The sequence below is a fragment of the Actinomycetospora sp. CA-053990 genome, from assembly GCF_050948445.1.
GTDB classification, from domain to species: domain Bacteria; phylum Actinomycetota; class Actinomycetes; order Mycobacteriales; family Pseudonocardiaceae; genus Actinomycetospora; species Actinomycetospora callitridis.
On sequence record NZ_CP192043.1, the window covers coordinates 4128917 to 4150389 of the forward strand.

At 73.6% G+C, this 21473-nt stretch carries 26 protein-coding genes; 10 read left to right on the forward strand and 16 right to left on the reverse strand.

Annotated features, from left to right (window positions below; all coding sequences use genetic code 11):
• Positions 1-68: 68 nt before the first annotated feature.
• From ACQPYN_RS21265 to ACQPYN_RS21280, 4 genes are all read right to left on the reverse strand, one after another.
• Complete coding sequence (locus ACQPYN_RS21265) at positions 69-959, reverse strand: siderophore-interacting protein (RefSeq protein WP_433027257.1); 891 nt, start codon at positions 957-959, stop codon at positions 69-71.
• A 171-nt stretch (positions 960-1130) separates the two neighbouring features.
• Positions 1131-2339: an amidohydrolase family protein gene (locus ACQPYN_RS21270; protein WP_328306143.1), complete on the reverse strand. Its 1209-nt coding sequence runs from the start codon at positions 2337-2339 to the stop codon at positions 1131-1133.
• Positions 2336-2629, reverse strand: coding sequence for a hypothetical protein (locus tag ACQPYN_RS21275; protein ID WP_433027261.1), 294 nt, complete (start codon positions 2627-2629; stop codon positions 2336-2338). Before ACQPYN_RS21275 ends, ACQPYN_RS21270 begins: the two co-directional genes overlap by 4 nt.
• Positions 2616-3050 carry a Rieske (2Fe-2S) protein gene (locus tag ACQPYN_RS21280; protein WP_433027264.1) on the reverse strand — a complete coding sequence of 145 codons (435 nt, stop codon included), beginning with the start codon at positions 3048-3050 and terminating at the stop codon, positions 2616-2618. Before ACQPYN_RS21280 ends, ACQPYN_RS21275 begins: the two co-directional genes overlap by 14 nt.
• A gap of 57 nt (positions 3051-3107) precedes the next feature.
• Here ACQPYN_RS21280 and ACQPYN_RS21285 point away from each other — a divergent pair, with 57 nt between their 5' ends.
• Positions 3108-3995, forward strand: coding sequence for a LysR family transcriptional regulator (locus ACQPYN_RS21285; RefSeq protein ID WP_433027267.1), 888 nt, complete (start codon positions 3108-3110; stop codon positions 3993-3995).
• A 91-nt stretch (positions 3996-4086) separates the two neighbouring features.
• A complete protein-coding gene (locus tag ACQPYN_RS21290; protein WP_433027270.1) occupies positions 4087-4560 on the forward strand; it encodes a protein-tyrosine phosphatase family protein in 474 nt (157 codons plus the stop codon).
• Between the two features lie 9 nt (positions 4561-4569).
• Here the strand turns inward: ACQPYN_RS21290 and ACQPYN_RS21295 are convergent, their stop codons facing one another.
• On the reverse strand, positions 4570-5475 hold the full coding sequence (locus ACQPYN_RS21295; RefSeq protein WP_433027273.1) for a hypothetical protein: 906 nt from the start codon (positions 5473-5475) through the stop codon (positions 4570-4572).
• Between the two features lie 95 nt (positions 5476-5570).
• A complete protein-coding gene (locus tag ACQPYN_RS21300; RefSeq protein ID WP_433027276.1) occupies positions 5571-6131 on the reverse strand; it encodes a TetR/AcrR family transcriptional regulator in 561 nt (186 codons plus the stop codon).
• An 86-nt stretch (positions 6132-6217) separates the two neighbouring features.
• Here ACQPYN_RS21300 and ACQPYN_RS21305 point away from each other — a divergent pair, with 86 nt between their 5' ends.
• On the forward strand, positions 6218-7117 hold the full coding sequence (locus ACQPYN_RS21305; protein WP_433027279.1) for an oxygenase MpaB family protein: 900 nt from the start codon (positions 6218-6220) through the stop codon (positions 7115-7117).
• On the opposite strand, the gene ACQPYN_RS21310 is transcribed toward ACQPYN_RS21305, so the two are convergent.
• Together ACQPYN_RS21310 and ACQPYN_RS21315 are read right to left on the reverse strand one after the other, a co-directional pair.
• Positions 7077-7430: a hypothetical protein gene (locus ACQPYN_RS21310; RefSeq protein WP_433027282.1), complete on the reverse strand. Its 354-nt coding sequence runs from the start codon at positions 7428-7430 to the stop codon at positions 7077-7079. The two genes, ACQPYN_RS21305 and ACQPYN_RS21310, sit on opposite strands and share 41 nt — an antisense overlap.
• Positions 7431-7602: 172 nt before the next feature.
• Positions 7603-7929, reverse strand: coding sequence for an isochorismatase family protein (locus ACQPYN_RS21315; protein ID WP_433027285.1), 327 nt, complete (start codon positions 7927-7929; stop codon positions 7603-7605).
• Positions 7930-7998: 69 nt separating this feature from the next.
• Here ACQPYN_RS21315 and ACQPYN_RS21320 point away from each other — a divergent pair, with 69 nt between their 5' ends.
• A complete protein-coding gene (locus tag ACQPYN_RS21320; RefSeq protein ID WP_433027288.1) occupies positions 7999-8130 on the forward strand; it encodes a hypothetical protein in 132 nt (43 codons plus the stop codon).
• A gap of 82 nt (positions 8131-8212) precedes the next feature.
• Here ACQPYN_RS21320 and ACQPYN_RS21325 read toward each other — a convergent pair whose 3' ends face one another.
• Complete coding sequence (locus ACQPYN_RS21325) at positions 8213-8875, reverse strand: GntR family transcriptional regulator (RefSeq protein WP_433027291.1); 663 nt, start codon at positions 8873-8875, stop codon at positions 8213-8215.
• Between the two features lie 100 nt (positions 8876-8975).
• Between ACQPYN_RS21325 and ACQPYN_RS21330 the strand changes: the two genes are divergently transcribed.
• Positions 8976-9866: an isocitrate lyase/PEP mutase family protein gene (locus ACQPYN_RS21330; protein ID WP_433027294.1), complete on the forward strand. Its 891-nt coding sequence runs from the start codon at positions 8976-8978 to the stop codon at positions 9864-9866.
• A gap of 7 nt (positions 9867-9873) precedes the next feature.
• Here the strand turns inward: ACQPYN_RS21330 and ACQPYN_RS21335 are convergent, their stop codons facing one another.
• The 4 genes from ACQPYN_RS21335 to ACQPYN_RS21350 all read right to left on the reverse strand — a co-directional run bounded on the left by ACQPYN_RS21335 (position 9874) and on the right by ACQPYN_RS21350 (position 13707).
• Entirely contained in the window at positions 9874-10410 is a 537-nt protein-coding gene (locus ACQPYN_RS21335) for a hypothetical protein (RefSeq protein ID WP_433027297.1), read from the reverse strand.
• On the reverse strand, positions 10407-10943 hold the full coding sequence (locus tag ACQPYN_RS21340; protein ID WP_433027301.1) for a DUF305 domain-containing protein: 537 nt from the start codon (positions 10941-10943) through the stop codon (positions 10407-10409). The genes ACQPYN_RS21335 and ACQPYN_RS21340 overlap by 4 nt, the downstream gene beginning before the upstream one ends.
• Positions 10944-11080: 137 nt before the next feature.
• Complete coding sequence (locus ACQPYN_RS21345) at positions 11081-12745, reverse strand: class I adenylate-forming enzyme family protein (RefSeq protein ID WP_433027304.1); 1665 nt, start codon at positions 12743-12745, stop codon at positions 11081-11083.
• Entirely contained in the window at positions 12745-13707 is a 963-nt protein-coding gene (locus tag ACQPYN_RS21350; protein ID WP_345332883.1) for a cyclase family protein, read from the reverse strand. The genes ACQPYN_RS21345 and ACQPYN_RS21350 overlap by 1 nt, the downstream gene beginning before the upstream one ends.
• A gap of 218 nt (positions 13708-13925) precedes the next feature.
• Between ACQPYN_RS21350 and ACQPYN_RS21355 the strand changes: the two genes are divergently transcribed.
• The 4 genes from ACQPYN_RS21355 to ACQPYN_RS21370 are packed head-to-tail and all read left to right on the forward strand — an operon-like array spanning position 13926 to position 18879.
• Complete coding sequence (locus ACQPYN_RS21355; protein ID WP_433027309.1) at positions 13926-15419, forward strand: class I SAM-dependent methyltransferase; 1494 nt, start codon at positions 13926-13928, stop codon at positions 15417-15419.
• A 25-nt stretch (positions 15420-15444) separates the two neighbouring features.
• Positions 15445-16191: a Crp/Fnr family transcriptional regulator gene (locus ACQPYN_RS21360; protein ID WP_433027312.1), complete on the forward strand. Its 747-nt coding sequence runs from the start codon at positions 15445-15447 to the stop codon at positions 16189-16191.
• A complete protein-coding gene (locus tag ACQPYN_RS21365; protein ID WP_433027315.1) occupies positions 16175-17830 on the forward strand; it encodes an acyl-CoA dehydrogenase family protein in 1656 nt (551 codons plus the stop codon). Before ACQPYN_RS21360 ends, ACQPYN_RS21365 begins: the two co-directional genes overlap by 17 nt.
• The gene (locus ACQPYN_RS21370) at positions 17830-18879 is read left to right on the forward strand and encodes an alpha/beta fold hydrolase (protein ID WP_433027318.1); all 1050 of its coding nucleotides are present in this window, start codon (positions 17830-17832) and stop codon (positions 18877-18879) included. The genes ACQPYN_RS21365 and ACQPYN_RS21370 overlap by 1 nt, the downstream gene beginning before the upstream one ends.
• 43 nt (positions 18880-18922) lie before the next feature.
• Here ACQPYN_RS21370 and ACQPYN_RS21375 read toward each other — a convergent pair whose 3' ends face one another.
• Positions 18923-19540, reverse strand: coding sequence for a TetR/AcrR family transcriptional regulator (locus ACQPYN_RS21375; RefSeq protein ID WP_433027321.1), 618 nt, complete (start codon positions 19538-19540; stop codon positions 18923-18925).
• A gap of 64 nt (positions 19541-19604) precedes the next feature.
• Here ACQPYN_RS21375 and ACQPYN_RS21380 point away from each other — a divergent pair, with 64 nt between their 5' ends.
• On the forward strand, positions 19605-20318 hold the full coding sequence (locus ACQPYN_RS21380) for a DUF998 domain-containing protein (RefSeq protein ID WP_433027324.1): 714 nt from the start codon (positions 19605-19607) through the stop codon (positions 20316-20318).
• Here ACQPYN_RS21380 and ACQPYN_RS21385 read toward each other — a convergent pair.
• Together ACQPYN_RS21385 and ACQPYN_RS21390 are read right to left on the reverse strand one after the other, a co-directional pair.
• The gene (locus ACQPYN_RS21385) at positions 20315-20626 is read right to left on the reverse strand and encodes an STAS domain-containing protein (protein ID WP_433027327.1); all 312 of its coding nucleotides are present in this window, start codon (positions 20624-20626) and stop codon (positions 20315-20317) included. The genes ACQPYN_RS21380 and ACQPYN_RS21385 overlap by 4 nt on opposite strands.
• Positions 20626-21444 (reverse strand): cobalamin B12-binding domain-containing protein, encoded by an 819-nt coding sequence (locus ACQPYN_RS21390; protein WP_433027330.1) that lies wholly within the window; start codon positions 21442-21444, stop codon positions 20626-20628. Before ACQPYN_RS21390 ends, ACQPYN_RS21385 begins: the two co-directional genes overlap by 1 nt.
• Positions 21445-21473: the final 29 nt, after the last annotated feature.

Consider the following 21473-nt stretch of genomic DNA (forward strand, 5'->3'; position numbering starts at 1 on the left):
CGCCTCGGTCCACCGTCGGTGCGGGGAGTCTGCCCGAGACGGGCGGGGATCATGTGGGGGACGTCGGTTCAGACCACCGGGAGCCGGAATCCGCCGGTCATGAGCTCGTAGCTCATCTCGTGGACGTCCTGGGTGGTGACGAGCTCGATGCCCCGGCGGGCGGCCTCCGCGCGGGCGACGCCGAAGGTCTTCTCCGAGTCCTCGTGGGAGCGGCCCTGCGTCCAGTAGCGGATGGCGTGGCAGTGGCTGCGTCCCAGGCCCCGGCCGAGGCGCAGGGTCTCGCGGATGGCCTTGACGACGTGCCCCTCCCCCGCGACCCACGCGGCGGCGCCGTCCGGGACCGGCCGGGCACGCACGACGTCGACGAGCGTCTCGCCCCGCGCGCGGTGCACCCAGCGCACCGGGCGGGCGAGCACCTGCTCGTCGAGGGCGTCCTCCACCTCGATCGCCGTGTGCACGAGCGCGTGCTTCGGCAGCCACTCGAGCAGGGCGGCGATCGCGGGCAGGGCCGCCTCGTCGCCGGCCAGCAGGACCTCCGTGGCGTCGGCGGGCGGGGTCCACCCGCCACCGGGTCCGACGATGCCGGCGGGGTCACCGGGGCGGGCGGCGGTCGCCCAGCGACCGGCCGCGGAGTCGCCGTGCAGCGCGATGTCGATCGTCATCTCGCCGCGGACGCCGTCGAGCGAGCGCACGGTCATACTGCGCGCGTAGGGCCGGGCGTGGTCGTCGGGCCAGCTCAGGCCGTAGGGCCCGGGGGTCGGCAGGACCACGGGCGCGCCGGGCTCGGCGAACAGCAGGCGCACGTGCGCGGCGGGCGGGACGGCGTCGAGCGCACGGAGAGCAGGGCTCCCCGAGCCACCGAGCGTCACGCGCTGCATGCGCGGAGTGAGGCGCTCGGACGCCACGACCTCCAGCAGCGGCAGCACCGACATCCGCGCCACGCGGTTCCCCTCCCTCACCCGAATGCGAGGAAGGCTAGCCTCACTTCATCTGTGCGTGCCACCCAGCGCCGCGATCGGGGCGCCGAGCGAGGGATCTCTCGCGCCGGGCGGGAGCGGTCACATGATCGAGGTGGATTTCCTGACGTTGAACATCAGCATGGCCCCCATGCTGACAACGACCCGCCGACCTCAGAGCCCGAACACCTTCCGGGCCGTCTCGCCGAGGATGTTGCGCTTGGCGTGGTCGTCGAGGAACGGCAGGGACGCGATGCGCCCGGGCACGTCGAAGTCCCAGTGCGGCCAGTCCGAGGAGTACATCAGCGAGTTCGGCGCGTCGATGGCCCGCAGCGTGGACTCGAGCAGGGCGTCGTCGGTCCACTCCATGGGCTGCGAGGTGTAGAACATCTCGCGCATGTAGTGCGACGGCGGCTTCGTCAGCAGCGGGGCGTCGGACTGGCGCATGTAGTACTCGTGGTCGAGCCGCTGCATCATGAACGGCACCCACGCGAGGCCGCTCTCGATCCAGATGGTCTTGAGCCCCGGGAACCGCTCGGGGATCCCGTTGATGACCCAGTTGGTCATGTGGGTCATGTTGCAGGTCACGAAGCTCATGGCGTGCGCCGAGAGGAACTTGTTCATCGTCGACGTCATCGAGTCGGCCTGGTTGGGCCCGGCGTGGAAGCCGATCGGCAGGCCGCGCTCCTCGAGCATCCGGTAGAGCGGCATGTAGGCGTTGCGGTGCACGCCCGCGTGGCGCTGGCTCGTGACGAGGAAGCCGATGACGCCCGGGTGGTCGGCGAACTCCTCGACCGTGGCCAGGCACGCGTCGGGGTCCTCGAACGGGAGGCCCAGCATGGTCTTGATGCGGGGCTCGCGCGGGAGGACCTCCGCGGTGAACCAGCGGTTGTAGGCCTGCAGCAGCGCGGTGGCGATCTGCGGCTGGGGGTGCAGGCCGGTCTCGAGCATCGGCTGCGGGAACACGATCTGGACGTCGATCGACATCGCGTCCATCGCCCGGCGCACGAGGGTGACGTCGCGGTGCGCGCCGTTGTCGGTGCCCGGGGTCTCCTCGCCCAGCGCGGCCTGGTGCGGGATGCGCCCGGAGACGTCCTGCATCGTCAGGCCCGGCGAGTGGTTGTGGAGGGCCAGCCGCGCCGCGTTCGGCCAGTTCTTCATCATCTGCTCGGCCGTGTCGCGCAGGACCGGGCTGTCGAGGTACTTCAGGATCTCCGGCCACGAGTCCAGCTCCACGTGGTGGGAGTCGACGTCGACGATGAAGTACTCGTCGAGCGCGTAGCGCTCGGTGTCGCGGGCCGCGTTCGCGAGGATCTCGCGGCTGTCGGTGTGGGTGGTGATCTCCTGCGTGGGCAGGCGACGCACATCGTCGTCGATGGTCATGACGTGCTCCTCGAGAACCACAGGGCGAGGTCGAAGGGGTTGAGGTCGTGCGCCCGCAGCGCGGCGGTGGCGATCACGACGGACTCGGTGGGCGTCAGGTCCGTCCCGGCCGGCGGGTGCGCGCCCTCCTCGGCGGCGACGGCGTAGAGCCGCCCCGCCACCGCGAACAGGCGCCGGGCGACGTCGGGATCCAGCGCGGCGATCGCGCCGTCGCCCAGCCCGGCGTCGACCTCCGTGCCGAGCTCGTCGACCAGGGTGGCGATGCGGGACGCCCGCTCAGACGGTGACACGGATCCGCCCGCCCTCCTCGTCGACCGACACCCCGCGCAGCGCGAAGTCCGGCCGGCCGGGGTGGCGCCCGGTGGTGACGTCGTACTCGAAGCCGTGCCAGGGGCAGACGATGTGCATCGTCGTCTCGTCGAACACGGTGCCGAGGCTGCGCTGCTGGTCGTCGAGCCGCTCGCGCACCCGGGAGACGATGCGTCCCTGGCAGGCGGGCCCGCCCTGATGGGCGCAGCGGTTCTCGTAGGCGTAGAGCCGGCCGCCGAAGCGGAAGACGCCGACGGTGACGGCGTCCGGTCCACCTCCGAGCGTGACGACGAGACGGCCGCGCTCGGCGACCTCGTCGGAGGCCCCGACGTCGTAGGTGCGGGCCGGCGGGGCTGGATCGGCCGTCGGGCCGCCCGCCGAGCCGTCGAGCGTGGTGGTCATGGCACCACGGTGCGCCGCGCCACATCCCTTGTAAAGTTCAGGTATGTGGGCTGATACATGAGTAATCCTGCGTATTCGCTCCGGCAGCTCGCGTACTTCGTCGCGGTCGCCGAGGCGGGCACGCTGGCCGGGGCGTCGGCGACGCTGCACGTGTCCGCCTCGGCCCTCTCGCTCGCCCTCGACGAGCTCGAGCGGGCCCTCGACGCCCAGCTCACCGTGCGCCGCCGCGCCCACGGCATCCGCCTCACCCCGGCCGGCCAGGAGACCCTGCGACGGGCGCGGCGCCTGCTGCGGGAGGCCGACGAGCTCGCCGACGCCGCGGGCGGCGACCCGGGCGAGGTGGCCGGCACCGTCCGCGTCGGCTGCTACACCACGCTCGCCCCGGGGCTGCTCCCGGCGACGATCGGTCGGTTCACCGCGCGCCATCCGCGGGCGCGCGTCGAGTTCGTCGAGGGGTCGCAGGACGTCCTGCAGCGGGGCCTGCTCGACGGCGAGCTCGACGTCGCCGTGCTCTACGACCACCGCCTCGACCCCGTCCTCGAGCTCACCGCGCTGTCGTCGAACACGCCCCACCTCGTGCTCCCGCGCGACCACCGGCTGGTGCACGGGTCGGCGCCCGTCGCGCTCGCCGACCTCGTCGACGAGCCGATGGTGCTGCTCGACCTGCCGCCGAGCTCCGAGCACGCGCTCGGCGTGTGCCTGGCCGCCGGCCTGTCCCCGCGCATCCGCTACCGCACCGTCAACGCCGAGACCGCACGGGCGCTCGTCGGGCAGGGGCTGGGGTTCACGGTGCTGGCGCAGCCCGAGCCGGGCGGTCGCGACGAGGTGGCCGCCGTCCCGATCGCCGAGGACCCCGCGCCGCTGCCGATCGTGATGGGGTGGTCGGGACGCGTGGCGCCGACGGCGACCGCCCGGGCGTTCGCGGACGCGGCCCGAGCGAGCTGAGGGTTTCGGAGCGCCCTTCGCGGCGGAACAGAGAGCGTGAGTGAACGGGCAGGGCGAGAGCACGGCGTGCGACGAGGCTGGAGGGCCACCGGTGGCGGAGCTGCGGGACGACGACTACATCCCGGCACACCTGCGTGACGACCTGACCGACGAGCCGCCGCCCTGGCCGCCGCACGAGATCGTGCCGGGCATCTGGCAGTCGGGCAGCCCCGAGCCGGGCGAGCACTGGGACGCCGTCTTCGACCTGCACGGCAGCGCGCCGCCGCTGGAGGACGTCGAGTTCTACGTGCACTGGCTGATCGAGGACGGGCCCGCGCCGTCGTTCACGACGCTGCGCAGCCTCGCCGACCTCGTCGACGACCTGCGGGCCGACGGCAAGCGCGTCCTGATCCACTGCGCGGCCGGCATCAACCGCTCCGGCCTGCTCTCCGCCGCCGCGCTGATCCGGGGCGGCTACGACGCCGACGAGGCCATCGCCCTGGTCCGCGAGGCCCGCACCGGCGCGCTGAACAACGTCAACTTCGTGGATCTGCTCCACGACCCGCGATGGTCCCCACGTGAGTGATATGGGTCGTCAGAGCGACCCACATCGCGCACAAGGGCGGAGCCCCTCGGTCCGGCCCAGCGTGGTCAGCACCGTGGCGATCTCTCCTGCGGTGCGACACGGCTCGCCCTCCACCTCCTCGGGCCCGTAGACCAGCCTGGCCCGGCCGGCCAGCTCGGCCGCGTTGCCTCGGCGCCGGTCCCGGTGTGCGACGCGACGGTCGGAGTGGAACCGCCAGCCGTCGAGTCGGACGATGAGCTCACCCGCGGGACCGGAGTAGAGGATGTCCTCGAAGAGCACGGTCCCGTCGACGACGACCGGCACCTGACGCTCGCCGCTCGGCAGGCCGTGCACCGCTTCGACCTCGAGGACGTACGTCGACTCGAGGGCCGACATCACGCCCTCGACCATCAGCATGGCGGCATCGTGCAGCGCGTCGCGGTACCGCGGAGGTCGTCGGAGCTCCAGGGCGGCGAGGAGCTGGGTGCCCGAGACACCCCCCGACAGGGCGCAGCGCTGGAGGACCGACATCGCCGAGCGTGCCGTCGGCGCGGCGATCGCCAGATCCACGGCGGTGTGGACCGCCGCGACGATCGGTGGCCCGCCGTCGGGCGGAGCCGTGATGTGGTCGAACGCGCGACTGCGGTGCACCACCAGGTCGTCGTGTCGGCTCGTCGACGCGCCGTAGCGCACCGTCACGTGCACCGGCGCTCCCGCGCGGGGCCGCGCCATGCGGTAGCGCCTCCCGGCCGACTCGTGGCTGAGCGCCGCCGGCCAGCAGGCGAGCACCGCCGCCCACTCCGCGGCCTCCGGCGTCAGCGGCCCGGTGAAGGTCGCGATCACTCCGTACCGCAACCGGCGCCACCGCTCGGCGGCGACGTGGGCGCGGATCATGCCGAGCGTCAGACCGTGCTCCAGCGCCTGCCGGCGAGACACGATGCCGTGCTGTGCGACGAGCAGAGCTCGCCATGCGTCGAGGTCCTCCATGTCCTGTTCGACGCAGCGAGGGAGCCTCCGGCTCCACGTGAGTGCTACGAGTCGTCTGGACGACCCAGAACGCTCACGTGGCCGAAGGCCCTCAACTCGTCGAACAGCGCCAGGAGCTCGCCGACGTCGGTGGGGCCGAGGCGCTGCTGGTGGCCGATGAGCACGGCGAGGGTGAGGTCGGCGAGCCGGTCGGCGCGCTCGGCGTCGACCCCCGCCCCGACCAGCGCCTCCGCGACCACGCGCCGGCGCTGTTCGTCGACGCGCGCCTGCACGACGGCCACCCGCTCGTCACCGTGCGCCCACGCCCGGATCGCGGTCTCGGCCTCGTGCGGGAACGTCAGCGCGAGGTGCTTGAGGACGTCGAGGCGCCCCTCGGGGTCGGGCTCGCGCGCGGCCAGCTCGGCGAGACGCCTCGTGTCGACGGTCTCCCAGTGCTCGAGCAGCGCGTCGACGAAGCCGTCCCAGCCGCCGAAGTGGTGGTAGAAGGACCCGCTGGTCACCCCCACGTCGCGGCAGAGCGTCGCGAGCCGCAGCCCCGAGCGGCCGTCGCGCGCCAGCAGCGTCATGGCCGCGGCGAAGAAGCCGTCGCGGTTGGTCACCGTCACGTCCCACCCCCTTGCCGCGGAAACGTAGCAGCTTCTATGTTCTCGAGCAGACGAAGATAATCGCTCTTACGTTCGGGAGGCGCGCCGTGGACCGCTTCGCCTGGCGGCGCCGCATCGCCGCCCTCGACCCCGCGCACCCCACCGAGGCCGAGGAGATCCACAAGATCACCGCGGCGATCGAGTTCCCGTGGGACGTGCGGCAGGCGCTCGGGCTCGCGCTGTTCCGCACCTACGCGGTGCCGTCGGTGGGCGAGCTCCTGGCGCGCACCGGCGAATTCACCGCCCACACGCAGAAGCGCTACGACGACACGGTCCTGCTGCTCGGCGCCACCGTCGACCGCGGCTTCGACGACCCCGACTCCCGCACCGCGATCCGGCGCATGAACCAGATGCACCGCCGCTACGGGATCGGCAACGACGACATGCTCTACGTGCTGTCGACCTTCGTCGTCACCCCGCTGCGCTGGCTCGACGAGTTCGGCTGGCGGCGCCTGCACCCGCACGAGCGCCGGGCCGCCGTGACCCACTACCGCGCGCTCGGCCGGCGCATGGGCATCCGCGACATGCCCGAGGACGAGGCGGGCTTCGCGGCGCTCATGGACGGCGTCGAGGCCGAGCGGTTCGCCCACACCGCCGGCGGGCGGGAGGTGGCCGACGCGACGCTCGGGCTGCTCGCGACGTTTCCCCCCTTCTCGGCACTACCCGCCGCCCTCGTCCGTCGGTCCACCACCTGCCTCATGGACCCGCACCTGCTGCGCGCGCTGCACTACCCGGTGCCGACCCGCGCGGAGCGCGCCGCGGCCCGGGCCGGTATGCGGCTGCGGGCCGCGGTCGAGCGCCGCATGGCCCCGCGCACGACGCCGATCACCATCGACGACCTGCCGGAGGTGCGCTCCTACCCCGACGGCTTCGACCTCGCCCGCCTGGGCACGTTCGCGGAGACGGTCAGACCGTCGTCCGCCGCGGCAGGTCCATCCCGTCGGTGAAGTGCTCGGCCGCCGCGCGCAGCCACATCTCGCGGCGCTCGTCGCCGTCAGGCACCGGGAAGCGCTCGCACGTGCGCGCCCGGCCGGCCGCCGGGGTCTCGGCCGGCCCCCAGACCTCGGCGAACTCGTAGGCGTGCGCCGCCGTCACGGCCTCCGCCACGGCGACGGCGTCGTCGTGCGTCGCGCTCCACGCGAGGCTGTGCCAGCCCTCGACGTCGCGCCGGCGCCCCGGCGGCTCCGCCCACCCCCGAACCTCCCAGGCCAGGACATCGTGCTCGTGGGGACGACGATCGGACAGGGGACGCTCGCTCACGGCGACCACGCTCCTCGCACGGACTCGGGCGGCAAGGGCGGCCCGGTCGGGTCCGACGGACCGGGTCGTCGGGGTCCGGAATACACCTCCCGGCCACCGCCGTCGAGCACGACGAACCGCACCCGCGGGGACACCGCAGGACACCCCGGCACACGGCGCCGCGGAAACGTGATCAGGTCGCGGCGCGCAGGTGGGTCCGGGCGTCGTCCAGGTCGATCACGTCGGCGTACTTGGCGTCGAGATCGGCGAGGTTCTGCTCGTGGAGCGCCGCGCTCCGGTCGGCGCAGGCGCCGGCGACGACGATCGGGCGGAAGCCCGCGGCCGACGCGTCGGTGGCGGTGGCGCGCACGCAGCCCGACGTCGACACCCCGGCCACGACGACGGTGTCGACGCCCCGGGCGCGCAGGGTGGCGGCCAGCGACGTGCCCGCGAACGACGAGGCGTGCTGCTTGGGGACGACGGGCTCCCCGGCCCGGGCGCCAGGGCGAGCTCGCCCCACCCGCCGGGCGCGCCGTCGGCGAAGGCCGCGAGCGCGGGCACCTTCACGGCGAAGAAGCCCGCGTCGCCCATGTCGGCGGAGAACCGCACGATCGTCCAGAGCACCGGGTGGCCGCCGGCGCGGGCCGCGTCGACCAGCTCCGCGCAGCCGTCCACCACCGAGGGCGCGTCGAGCCAGAACGGACCGTCGGGCTCGGTGTAGGCGCGGACGAGGTCGACGACGACCACCGCGGGCCGGGCGCCCCAGCCGACGCGGCCGGCGAAGCTCGAGCCGTGCGGGTTGCTCATCGGAGCCCCACCATCACCGCGCGGGCGTTGCCGATGTGGCTCGCCATCACCGCGGCCGCCCAGTCGCCGTCGCCGGCGCGCAGGGCCGCGACGATCTCGACGTGGTGCGCGAGGCTCCGTGCGAGCGAGGCCGGGTCGTAGGCGTGGAAGGTCCGCGTCACCACCGGCGTGTGCACGACGCCGGCGAGCGCGGCGGCCAGCGCGGGCGCCCGCGCGAGGTCGAGCAGGCGCGCGTGGAACGCCCGGTTGAGCCCGACGAGCGCGTCGAGGTCCTGGTCCGGGCCCGGGGCGCCGATCGCGAGCATGCGGTCGGCCAGCGCGGCGAGATCGTCGAGGTCCTCGGCCGTGGCGTGGTCCGCGGCGCGGGCGGTGGCGCGCGGTTCGAGGGCGCGCCGGACGTCGAAGATGGCGTCGAGGTCGTCGCGCGAGAACGACGTCACCCGGGCCCCGCGGTGCGCCGTCGTCTCGACGAGGCCCTCGGCGGCGAGCCGGGTCAGCGCCTCCCGCACCGGGGTGCGCGAGAGGCCCAGACGCTCGGCGAGCTCGACCTCGCCGAGGTGGGCACCGGCCGCGAGGTCACCGGTGAGGATCGCCTCGCGCAGGTCGGCCAGCGCGCGCTCGGACGCGCGCCCCGCCCCTCGTTCGACCGCCGTCGCCATGACCCTCCCCTCGAGTTGTACGCAACGTAGGGTGCGCGGTCGCCCGCGACAAGGCACGATCGCGAGGCCCTGTCCGTCGTTGTGCACAAGGAGCCGTGCCGTGGGAGATCTGCTCAGCCACCCCGGGAACCGCCGCGCCCGCCTGCGGGAGCTGCTCGGCTCCGGTCGTCCCGTCCTCGCCCCCGGCGCCTTCGACGCCCACTCGGCGCGCCTGGTCGAGCAGGCCGGCTTCGACGTCGTCTACATGACGGGCTTCGGCACCACCGCCTCGCTGCTCGGCCGGCCCGACGTCGGGCTGCTCGGGCAGGCCGAGATGGTCGACAACGCCCGCCGCCTCGCCGGGGCCGTCGACGTGCCGCTGGTGGCCGACGCCGACACCGGCTACGGCAACCCGATCAACGTCGTCCGCACGGTCCGCGAGTACGAGCAGGCGGGCGTCGCGGGCCTGCACCTCGAGGACCAGGTGATGCCCAAACGGTGCGGGCACCTCGCGGGCAAGGTCGTCGTGCCCTCCGAGGACATGGAGGCGAAGATCCGGGCGGCGGTCGAGGCGCGCACCGACCCGGACCTCGTGATCATCGCGCGCACCGACGTCGCGGCCGTCGAGGGTCTCGACGCCGCCATCGACCGCGCGCGCCGATTCGCCGACGCCGGCGCCGACGTCCTGTTCGTCGAGGCCCCGACCTCGGAGCAGGACATCGAGAAGGTCGCGACGGCCCTCGCCGGCCACCAGCTCGTCTTCAACTGGGCCGAGGGCGGGCGCACGCCGCCGCTGTCGCTGGAGCGGCTGACCGAGATGGGCTTCGCGCTCGTCCTGTTCCCCGTCTCGACGCTGCTCGCGGCGGACACCGCGATGCGCTCGGTGCTCGCGCGGCTGCGCGCCGACGGCACCCCCGCGGGCGTGCTCGACGAGATCGGCGGCCTCGACGGCTTCGCCGACCGCGAGGGCCTCGCCGAGATCCGGGAGATGGAGACGCGCTTCTCGAGCTGAGGCGCGACTACTCCTCGGCCGCCACGCCCCCGTCGCGGCGCCAGACGTCGCCCTCGACGTGGTCGAGATCGAGGTCCGCGGCGGCCTGCAGGGCCGCGGGCGAGCGCGCGACCAGCAGCGCCATCCAGATCGGGTAGTGCTCCTGCTGGCGCAGCGCGACCTCGTGCTGCCCAGCGATGAGCAGCCCGGGCTTCGGCGGGCGGCACCAGCAGCGCGCCTGGTCGGGCATCGTCGCGTCGGGGTGGTGGGTGCAGAGCACGACGTGGTCGAGGAGGTTCGCGACGCGCTCGCGCACCGTCCAGAGGGTGCGCACGGCGGTCTGCTCGTCGGTCTCGCCGAGCGCGACCCCGCCCTGGTGACTGAACCCGACGATCCGGCCGCCCGCGCCCTTCCACAGCCGCAGGCGCTCCACGGCGTCCGGGAAGATCTCGATGTCGAACGGCCCCCGCCACGGCCGTCCCAGGTCCTCGGGCGTCTTGCGCAGCACGCCCTCGACCTCGACGAAGAGCATCGGCACCGCGGGCCGCGACGGCGGAGGGCTCATGGCCCGGCGATGCTAGTCCTCATCGCGCGCATCGCCTCGATCTCACCGGACTGGGTGCTCTCCACGACCTGCGCGTACCGGCGCAGGGTGTCGTCGGTGCCGGTGGCGAGGTAGTCGCGGGCCATCATCAGCGCGCCCTCGTGGTGGCTGATCATGGTGTCGAGCCAGAGGCGCTCGAAGGCCGGGCCCCGCGACGACCGCAACGTCGCGAGCGTCGCCGGGTCGGCCATCCCGTGCATCATCCCGACGGCCGCCGGCGCGAGCCCCCGAGCGCGCATCAGACCCTGCATCTGGCCGATCTCCTCGACCTGCTCGCGGTCGATGCGCAGCGCCATCGCCTCGAGCCCCGGCGAGCCGCCCCGTCCCCCGACCATCGCCGAGAGCTCGAGGGCCTGCTCGTGGTGCGGGATCATCCCCGAGAGGAACGCCGCGTCGGGGCTCGACCCGGGCGCGGTCACCGGCGCGGTCACGGGCTCGTCGGCGCACCCCGTCAGGACGAGGGCGAGCAGCACGGCGGCGAGCACACGGAGCATCGCGAACGATCGTCGCGGACTCCGCGTGACGCCGCCGTGCGGGGCCGATGCCGGAGCGAACGGGGAGTTCGTGCGCCTAGAAGCAGCGAGATACCCGTTCGCTCCGGAACCTCAGGACAGAACCTCAGGACAAGCCCTCAGGACCGCAGGGCGCGCCGGAGCAGCTTGCCGGTGACGGTCTTGGGGATCTCGTCCATCAGCTCGACCTGGCGCGGGTACTTGTACGCCGACATCCGCTCCTTGCAGAACGCGATGAGCTCCTCGGGATCGACCTCCTGCCCCGGGCGCAGCGAGACGAACGCCTTCACCGTCTCGCCCCGGTACTCGTCGGGCACGCCGACGACCGCCGCCTCGCGGACCGCCGGGTGCTCGTAGAGCACGTCCTCGACCTCGCGGGGCCAGACCTTGTAGCCGCCCGCGTTGATCTGGTCCTTCTTGCGGTCGACGACGTAGAACCAGCCCTGGTCGTCCATGTAGCCCACGTCGCCGGTCTTGAGCTCGACCGAGCCGTCGGGGGCCCGCAGGGCGTTCTGGGTCTCCTCGGGCTTGTTCCAGTACCCCGGCACCACCTGCGGCCCGCGGGTGACGATCTCGCCCACCTCGCCCACGTCGGCGTCCGTGCCGTCGTCGCGCACGATGCGCACGACGGTGGAGAACACCGGCACACCGACCGAGAGCGCGCCCGACGCCGTGTCGACCGGCGCGTCGGCCTCGCGCGGCACGCCGTGGGAGGGCGAGCTGGTCTCGGTGAGCCCGTAGAAGTTGTGGATGTAGAGCCCGAACTGGTCGGAGAACGCCTTGATCGTCGACGGCGGGATCGGCGCGCCCCCGGAGTACAGCCGGGTCATCGACGCGAGGTCGTCGCGCTGCGCCCCCGGGGCGTTCATCAGCGCGATGAACACCGTGATCGAGCCGATCGAGAAGGTCGGCTTGTGCTCCCGGATCGCGTCGAGCACCACCTGCGGCTCGAAGCGGTAGGCGAGCACGAGCGGGATCGGGACGAGCAGGGCGATCGCGAGATGCCCGATGACCCCGGTGATGTGGAACAGCGGGGCGACGCCGAGCACGGAGTCCTCGGGACCCAGCTGGATCCAGTCGCGGTAGGTGCGCGCGTTGAACACCACGTTGCGGTGGGTGTTCATCGCGCCCTTCGGCGGGCCCGTCGTCCCCGACGTGTAGCCGAGGAAGGCGACGTCGTCGAGGCCGAGCTCCACCGGCTCGGGCTTCCGGTCGCCGACGGCGGCGAGCACCTCGGTCAGGTCCTCGGTGCCCTCGTGGCGCACGCGCTCGACCGACGCGAACAGCCGGGGGTCGTGGCGCGTCTGGTACTCCAGCGGGGAGGTCGTCCACGCGATGCGCAGCGACGGGATCGTCGGGACGACCTCGGCGGCGACCTGGCCGAAGAGGTCCTCCTCGGCGAGCAGCGCGGTGGCCTCGCAGTCACCGAGCAGCGTCGTCAGCTCGCGGGTCCGGCTCATCGGGTTGATGGAGACGACGATCCCGCCGGCCTTCCACGTCCCGATCACGGCGATCAGCACCTGCGGGATGTTCTGCAGGTAGGTCGCGAGGCGGTGGCCCTTCTCGAAGCCGCGGTCGGCCAGCGCGACCGCGAACTGGTCGGAGAGCCGGTCGAGCTCGCGCAGGGTCAGCGTGCCGTCGAAGTACCGGACGATCTCGGTGTCCGGGGAGCGCTCCAGCGCCGCCGAGAACATCGCCAGCGCGTTCGGGTACTCCGGCTCGACGTCGTGCGGGTAGTCGTCCCGGTAGCGCGGCAGCCAGGGCCGTTCGTCGTAGATCCCCATCAGCGGATCACCACCGGGTTGACCGGCGAGCCGGTCGCCTCGTGGATCTTCAGCGGGGCCGCGGTGTAGAGGAAGTCCCAGCGCCCGTCGGCGGCGCAGGCGTCGGCGAGGTCGTCCAGCCAGATGATCTCGGCGAGGCTGACCCCGAGGTTGCGCAGCAGCGACGCGTGCAACGGCAGCAGCACCCCGGTCTCGGGGTTCGCCGTCACCTCGTTAGCGATGGTGTCGGTGACGAGGTTCGGGATCTCCTTGTTCTGGAACCACTCCACGAGCTCGCGCGAGTAGGTCAGCCCCGGCTCGATGAAGCCCTCGTAGAACTCCTCGGCGGGCGTCGCGTAGAAGTACTTCAGGAAGCCCGTGCGCACGAGCAGGATGTCGCGGTCCTCGATCGTCGTGCCCTGCTTCGCGGCGGCGTCCTCGAGGTCGGTGTGGGTGAACGTCTCGCCCTTGTCCAGCCAGTCCTTGCCGCGGTGGCGCGCCATGTCGATCAGCACGCCGCGGCCGGCGACGCCGCGCTCCGCGATCGGGAGGATCGACGCCCAGCTCATGCCGCCGCCGTTGGTGGTGTCGGCCGAGCGCCCGTTCCAGAGCGTGTCGTCGTACCAGGCGTGGCCGAGCGCGTCGTACTGCGACGACCCCTGGAGGAAGATCTCCGCCTTGTCGTCGGTCGCGCGGATGCCGCCCGGGAAGCTCGGGCCGTTGCCCGACTCGAAGAGCTCCTGGTCCCACACCATCTCGCGCTTGATCCCCTCGCGACCCGGGAAGACGGGGTCGCCGTGCGGGTGGCCCATCGGGCACTGGAGCGTGAAGACCTGGCCGTCGCGCACGCTCGCCACGCCCCGGAGCACCTGGGCGGGGTCGAGGTAGTTCAGCGAGCCGACCTCGTCGTCGGAACCCCATTTCCCCCAGTTCTGAGGGGGGTTGTCGCCCAGCAGTTCCCGCATCGACGGGACGTCGGCCATGTGTCTTCTCCTCTTCGAGAACGCGGTCACCACGCAGGTGATCGGGACCACCGTGCCCTCTTGCCCGACGCCGGGACAAGGGGCGACACCGTCAGCCGTCGAGGGCACCGAGGGGGCCCGTGGGACCCCGCGCCGAGGGTCTTCCGTACGGTCTGGAGCGCATCTGCGACCTTTTGTCAAGACTTTTCGGGGGATCAATGACTCACTCTTTACTTCTCTTGGAGTCCACCGCCACCGCCGCCGAGCGCAGCCTCTGCCTCCTGCGCTGCCCGGACTGCGGGACCACCCCGACGTTCAGCCCGACCGCCACCCAGCCCCTGCCCGGCGGCTGGTTCGGGCTGCTGCGCTGCGACTGCCACACCGACCCCGTGCTCGACTCGATCCCGATCGTGCGGCGCGGTCACGTCGACGTGCAGGACCACGTCACCGGGCGGACCGAGGTCGAGGGCCCCGACCACGACACGCTCGTCGCGATGCTGGAGGCCGACCGCGGCCTGGACGCGCTGATCGAGATGCTGACGTTCCCGCCGGCCGTGCCGTTCGGCCTCGCGCGGCGCCGGGGCCTGCGCCTGCCGTTCACGCGCGGCCCGTGGCCGCACCTGGCCCGCGAGGCCCGTCGCGGCGAGGTCGCGGAGATGCTGGCCGACGTCGAGGCGCTGACGGCCCAGGACTGGATGGAGCTCTGCTACGCGCGCTCCTCCGAGCAGATCGCCGGCGACATCTTCCCGTACTTCTTCGCGCGCTTCGGCCAGCCGCGCTACGTCGCCTCGATCGAGATGGCCCGCCACCTTCCGGTCGGCCGCGGCCCCGTGCTCGACCTCGCCTGCGGCTTCGGGCACCTCATGTACCACCTGGGCGCCCGCGACGAAGCCGTCGAGACGGTGGGGGTCGACCGGAACTTCTTCCAGCTCTGGGTCGGGCGCCGCTACATCGCCCCCGACCAGCGGTTCGTGTGCGCCGACCGCGTCGACGCCCTGCCGTTCGCCGACGACGCGTTCGCGGCGTCCCTCTGCTCCGACGCCTTCCACCTCTTCGACGCCCAGCAGGGGGCCGCGGACGAGATGCGCCGCGTCGCCGCCGACGACACGATCATCCTCGACCGGCTCGGCAACCGGCTCCTCGAGCCGTTCGACAGCACCTTCGAGCGCTCCCCCGAGGGCTACGCCGACCTCGTCGGCGACGCCCCCGTGCGCCTGACCTCCGAGGACGAGCTGATCGGCGCCTACCGCGCCGGACGGGGGCTTGACCTCACCGGCGAGCGCGACACCGCCGGGCTCGCCGAGCAGAAGTGGCTCTACCTCGTCAGCTCGCGCGACGAGCGGGTCTTCACCGACACCGACGAGATCGCCGGCACGCCGCACGGCGCCGGCTCGCTGCGGATCAACCCGATCTTCCGGGTCGAGCGGGACGAGGACGCCGTGCACCTCGTCTTCTCCTACCCCTCGGCCTGGTACACCTTCGAGAACGCGGTGATGCGCACCTACACCTCGGCGGGCGAACGCCTCGATCCCGAGGCCTTCGAGGAGGTCGCGGCCGGGCGCCCCGTCCCGGAGACCCCGCGCCTGCTCCGCCGGTGGGTGGTGCTCGGTATGCCGCCCCGCTACGCCCGTCCGCCCGGCGCGCCGGGTGCGATCGGCTCGGTCGCCCGCGGCCTCCTGCGCGGTGCCGTTCGGCGACTGCGCGATCGGCGGTGTTCCGATCGGGTCCAATGATCGTCAGGAACGCTAAGGTTCGCCCATGCGGCCGACGGTCGAGGAGCTCGGGCAGATCGAGTGGTTCCGTCGCCTGGATCCCGGTCACCTCGCCGCGGTCGCCCGCCTCTGCACGGTCGAGACGCTGGACCGGGAGGCGGTGCTCTACAAGTCCGGTCACGTCCCGGACGCGTTCTTCGTGCTCCTGCAGGGGCGGGTCGGGGCGTGGCGGGGCGACCCGACCGATGCCGAGTCGATGCTCTACTTCGTCAGCGACCGCCGGTTCGACAGCCTGTGCCTCGAGAACGTCGTCGCGGACATCCCGTACTACGCGACGATGCGCGCCCTGGTCGACGGCACGCGCATGCTGCGCATCCCGGCGTCCGTGCTGCCCGGGCTCCTCGAGGCCGACCGCGAGCTGGGCATCGCGATCGCCCGCCACATCGCCGAGCGTCTGCAGACCTTCACCGAGCAGATGGCCGACCTCGGCTCCCTGCCCGTGACCCGCCGGGTGGCCAAGTTCCTGCTCGCCTCGCAGCAGGCCGGCTCCGACCTCATCGTCGTCCCCCTGCGGCAGGCGGAGCTGGCCAGCCGGCTCGGGGCCGCCCGGCAGTCGGTGAACCAGGCGCTGGCGGCGATCGCGGCGCGCGACATCGTCGAGCCGGTCGGGCGCGGCGTCTACCACCTGCGTGATCGCCCCGCGCTCGTCGCGCTGGCCCGCGGCGAGCCCGCGCCCGGGCCTGGCTCACGGGCGCGCGGCGTGGTCGGATCGACCCGTGCCCGCGACGCATGAGGTCTCGAACCAGGTGCCCGATCTCGTCGGCCACGACGTGGCGGCCGACCCGCCGTTGCTCGAGGGCCTCGAGCGCGAGGGCGCCGGGTGGGCCCGCGACGACCTGCACGCCGTCGGCCGGCTCGCGGGCTCGGCCGTGGCGGCGGAGTGGGCCGACGCCGCCCACCGGAACGAGCCCCGGCTGCGCACCCACGACCGCGTCGGGCACCGCGTCGACGAGGTCGACTACGACCCGGGCTACCACGCGCTGCTGACCGAGGCCGTCGGGTACGGCTTCGCCGGCGCACCCTGGGCCGACGAGCGCTCGGGCGCCCACGTCGCCCGCGCGGCGGGCTTCCTGACCTGGTCGCAGCTCGAGGCCGGGCACGGCTGCCCGATCTCGATGACCTACGCCGTGCTTCCCGCCCTGCGCGCCGCCCCCGAGCTGCTCGCGACCTACGGACCGGGGCTGACGAGCCGGACCCACGACCCCGGGCTGCGGGTGCCCTCGACCAAGCGGGGCCTGCTCGCCGGGATGGGCATGACCGAGAAGCAGGGCGGCTCGGACGTCCGGGCGAACACGACCCGGGCCGTCGCCACCTCGGACGGGACCTACCTGCTCACCGGCCACAAGTGGTTCACCAGCGCCCCGATGTGCGACCTGTTCCTGGTGCTGGCCCAGGCCGGCGGGGCGAACGGAGCGACGGGACGAGGCGGAGGAGCCGGGCTGACCTGCTTCCTCGTGCCCCGCGTGCTGCCCGACGGCACGCGCAATACGTTCGGCATCCAGCGCCTCAAGGACAAGCTCGGCAACCGGTCGAACGCGTCGAGCGAGCCCGAGTTCGAGGACACCGTCGCCTGGCGGGTCGGCGACGAGGGCCGGGGCGTGCGCACGATCATCGAGATGGTCGCCTGCACGCGGCTGGACAACGCGCTCGGCTCGGCCGCCGGCATGCGGGCGGCGGTGTCGCGCGCCGCGCACCACGCCCGGTACCGGTCGGCGTTCGGGCGGACGCTGCTCGAGCAGCCGCTGATGCGCGAGGTGCTCGCCGACCTGGCCCTCGAGTCCGAGGCCGCGGTGACGCTGGCGCTGCGGCTCGCCGGGGCGCAGGACCGGGCGCCGCGTGACGAGAACGAGGCCGCGTTCCGGCGGATCGGCGTGACGCTCGGGAAGTACTGGATCTGCAAGCGTCAGACGGCCGTGGTCGGCGAGGCCCTGGAGTGCCTCGGTGGCAACGGCTACGTCGAGGAGTCGGGGATGCCGCGGCTGTTCCGCGAGTCGCCGCTGAACTCGATCTGGGAGGGCTCGGGCAACGTCAACGCCCTCGACCTGCTGCGGATCCTCGCCCGCGAGCCGGCCTCGCTGGAGGCGTGGCGCGCGGAGGTCTCCGGGGTCGACCACCGGATCGACGCGGGCCGCAAGGAGGTCGAGGCCGACCTCGTCCACGCCGACGAGCGGGACGCCCGCCGTCTCACCGAGCGGATGGCGGTGCTGCTCTCGGGCGCGCTGCTCGTGCGTCACGCGCCGACGGCCGTCGCCGACGCCTATGTCTCGTCGCGCGTCGCCGGCGACCACGGTCAGGCGTTCGGCACGCTCCCCCGCGGGGTCGACGTCGACGCCCTGCTCGCCCGGCTGCCCGACACCTCCAGGAGCGCCTGATGGATCTCATGCCCGGGGTGCGTGCCGCCGAGGTCGACGGGCGCATCCGCACCCACTATCTCGAGTCCGGCCCGTCCGACGGCGAGCCCGTGGTGCTCGTCCACGGCAACCTCTCGACCGGCCGGTTCTACGAGCACCTCATGCCCGGCGCGCCCGAGCGCTGGCGGCTGCTGGCCCCGGACATGCGGTGCTTCGGGCGCAGCGAGGCGGCGCCGATCGACGCCACCCGCGGGCTCGGCGACTGGGCCGACGACCTCGAGGGCTTCCTCGACGCGCTCGGCATCGACCGCCCCGTGCACCTCGTCGGCTGGTCCACCGCGGGCGCCGCGATCGCCCTGGTCGCCCGGGCCCGGCGGGTCGCGTCGCTGACGTTCCTCGACCCGGTCTCGCCGTACGGGTTCGGGGGCGTGTTCCGCGACGGCCGTCCCTGCTGGCCCGATGTCGCGGGTTCCGGCGCCGGCGTGGCCAATCCGGAGTTCGTGCAGCGCCTGCGCGACGGCGACCGCTCCGAGGAGAGCCCGCTCTCGCCGCGCAACGTCATGAACGCGACGTACTGGCGCGCCGGGCACCGCGAGCCGCCCGCGCGCGAGGACATCCTGCTCGACGAGATCCTGCTGACCACCATCTCCGACGACGGCTACCCCGGCGATGCCGTGCCGTCGGAGAACTGGCCGGGCGTCGCGCCGGGCACCCGCGGCCTGCTCAACGCCCTGTCGCCGAAGTACTGCGACTGGTCGTGGCTGCCCACGCTCGCCGAGAAGCCGCCGGTGCTCTGGACCCACGGCGGCGCCGACGTCGTGGTCGCCGACAACTCGGCGCTCGAGCTCGGCACCCTCGGGGCGGGCGGCGTCGTGCCCGGCTGGCCCGGCGCCGACGTGTTCCCGCCGCAGCCGATGGTCACCCAGATCCGCGACGTCCTCGAGGCCTACCGCGCCGCCGGCGGCCGCGCCGAGATGGAGATCTTCGAGGAGTCGGGGCACGGTCCGCACGTCGACGACGCGGAGCGCTGGTCGGCGACGTTCTTCAGCTTCCTGGATTCGGTGCGCTGACGCGCATGTGAGCACTTCGGAGTGCTGGAGCACTCCGAAGTGCTCACGTGCGCGCAGCGCACCCCAGGAAGACGTCGACGGCGTGGTCGGCGATGGCGCCGATCTCCGCGTCGGACGGGGTCGTCGCCGGGACGTGGAACATGCCGTGGTCCAGCGACCGCCCGAGCACCAGGAACGCGAAGTCGCCGGCGGCACGACGCGGGTCGTCGACGGTGATCAGCCCGAGGCCGGCGAGCCGGGCGAACCCGTCGGCGAGGGCCGCCAGGACCATCGCCGGTGACCGCTCGTGGTAGGCGGCCGCGACCTCGGGGAAGCGGGCGGCCTCGCCGATCACCAGCCGGCGCAGGGCCAGGACCTGCGGGTCCATCACGGCGGCGAGGTAGCGCCGCGCCAGCGCGCGCAGCACCGGCGCCACGTCCTGCGCCTCGGAGACGTCGGCGAGGGACGCCGTGAGGTCGGCGGCGAAGGCCTCCGCGGTGGCGGCGACGCCGAGCACGATCTCGCGGAACAGGCTCTCCTTGTCCCCGAACCGGCTGTAGACCGTCTGCTTCGACACCGCGGCCGCCGCGGCGATCTGCTCGGTGCTCGTCGCCTGGTAGCCCTGGCGCAGGAAGAGCTCGGTCGCGGCGCCGATGATCACCTCGCGCTTCCCCGCGGTCACGTCGCCCTCCGCCCTTCGACGAAAACTAGACGGTACGGTACCAGGACTACTACCGTGCTCCGGCATGACCGGTCCCTCGGGAAGCCCGCTGGTCGGGCGCGGTGACGCCGACCGCCACGCCGCGGTGACGCGCTCGCTGCTCGGCTACGGGGTGCTGGCGGGACCGTTCTACCTGGTCGTGGGCCTCGCCCAGGCCCTCACCCGCGACGGCTACGACCTCGCCCGCCACGACCTCAGCCTGCTGGCCAACGGCCCGTGGGGCTGGATCCAGACCGCGAACCTCGTCGTCACCGGGCTGATGACGATCGCCGCGGCCGTCGGGATGGGGCGGGCGCTGCGCACCCTGGGCGGCGGTCCCGGCACGGTCTGGGGACCGCGTCTCGTCGCCGGCTACGGGCTGGGGCTCGTCGGTGCCGGCGTGTTCGTCGCCGACCCGATGAACGGCTTCCCGCCCGGCATCCCCGACGGGCCGCCGACCGTCGTCACGGTCGGCGGGATCGGCCACCTCGTGCTCGGGGGGCTCGGCTTCCTGTGCCTGGTCGCCGGCGCGCTGCTCCTCGGGCGCCACTTCGCCGGGCAGGGCCGCCCGGGCATGGCGTGGTTCTCCCGCGCCACCGGCGTCCTGTTCCTCGTCGCCTTCGCCGGCATCGCGAGCGGCTCGTCGTCACCCGTCGTCGTGCTGGGGTTCTGGGCCGGCGTGGTCCTCGTGTGGGTCTGGCTCGCCGTGACGTCGGTCGACCTCTACCGGCGCACGCCGCTGCTGACCCCGGCGCGCTAGCCGAACACCTGGTCCAGGCCCGTGAGCTTCAGCGCGCGGGCGGGCTGGCCCTGCGCGCCGCGCAGGACGAAGGTGGCGCCGACGTCGTGGGCGCGGGCCTGCGCGCCGAGCAGCACGCGCAGCCCGCAGGAGTCGCAGTAGGTGACCTCGGCGAGGTCGACGACCAGCCCGGACGGCGGTCGTCCCCCGTCGAGCGCGGCGTCGAGCGCCTCCTCGAGGCGGCCCTGGGAGTCGTAGTCGAGGTCGCCGCCGACGGAGACGACGGTGTCGGTGTCGGTCCGCTCGGTCCGGATGGTCAGGTCGGCCATCACGCCACCGGCGTCGGCAGGCCGCCGTGGGCGTCGCGCAGCAGCGCCGCGGTGCGGGGTGAATCGGCCAGGGCGGCGGCGAGGGCGTCGAGCACCGGGCCGACCTCGTCGAGCCGCAGGCCCGTCGGGATCGCCACCGAGCCGACCCAGCGCACGAACCCGTCGAACAGCGACGGGTCGTCGACGAAGACGGCGGCGGCCAGGAAGTCGACGAGGTGCCCGAGGTCGTCGGCGAGCTCGTCGGGGATGTCCTCGTCGCGGCGGACCGCCGTCCCCGCGACCCGGATCAGCTCCGCGCGACGGGCGTGCAGCACGGCCTGCTCCTCGCGGGCGGTGCGGTCGACGGGGGTCGCGTCGCTCGGCTCCTCGGTGAACCAGGGCCCCTCCGGATCGGCCGCGAGCATCGCCGCGGCGGCGCGGGCGTCGGGCGCCCAGCCGTCGGCGCCGACGGCGCGGGCCCAGCGGCCGTCCTCGCCGAACGCGGGCCCGCCGGCGAGCACGGGCGTGCCGGTGGCCCGGCAGGCCTCGACCATCCGGCGCGCCGCGGGCAGCCGCGAGGCCAGCGAGCTGGAGATGGCCACGACGTCCGGGCCCGCGCGGTGGACGTGGGTGGCGAGCTGCGCGGCGGGCACCGAGGCGCCGAGGAACTCCACCCGCCAGCCGTGGCGGGCGAGCACCTCGGCGAGCAGGCGCGCCGGCAGGCCGTGCCACTCGCCGTCGAGGCAGGCGACGGCGACGGTGTCCGCGCCGGTGGGCGGGGGCGCCGGGGCGTGCCGCGCGACGGCGGCCACCACGCGCTCGCTGATGTGGGTCGCCACGTGCTCCTGGACGACCGTCCACTCCCCGC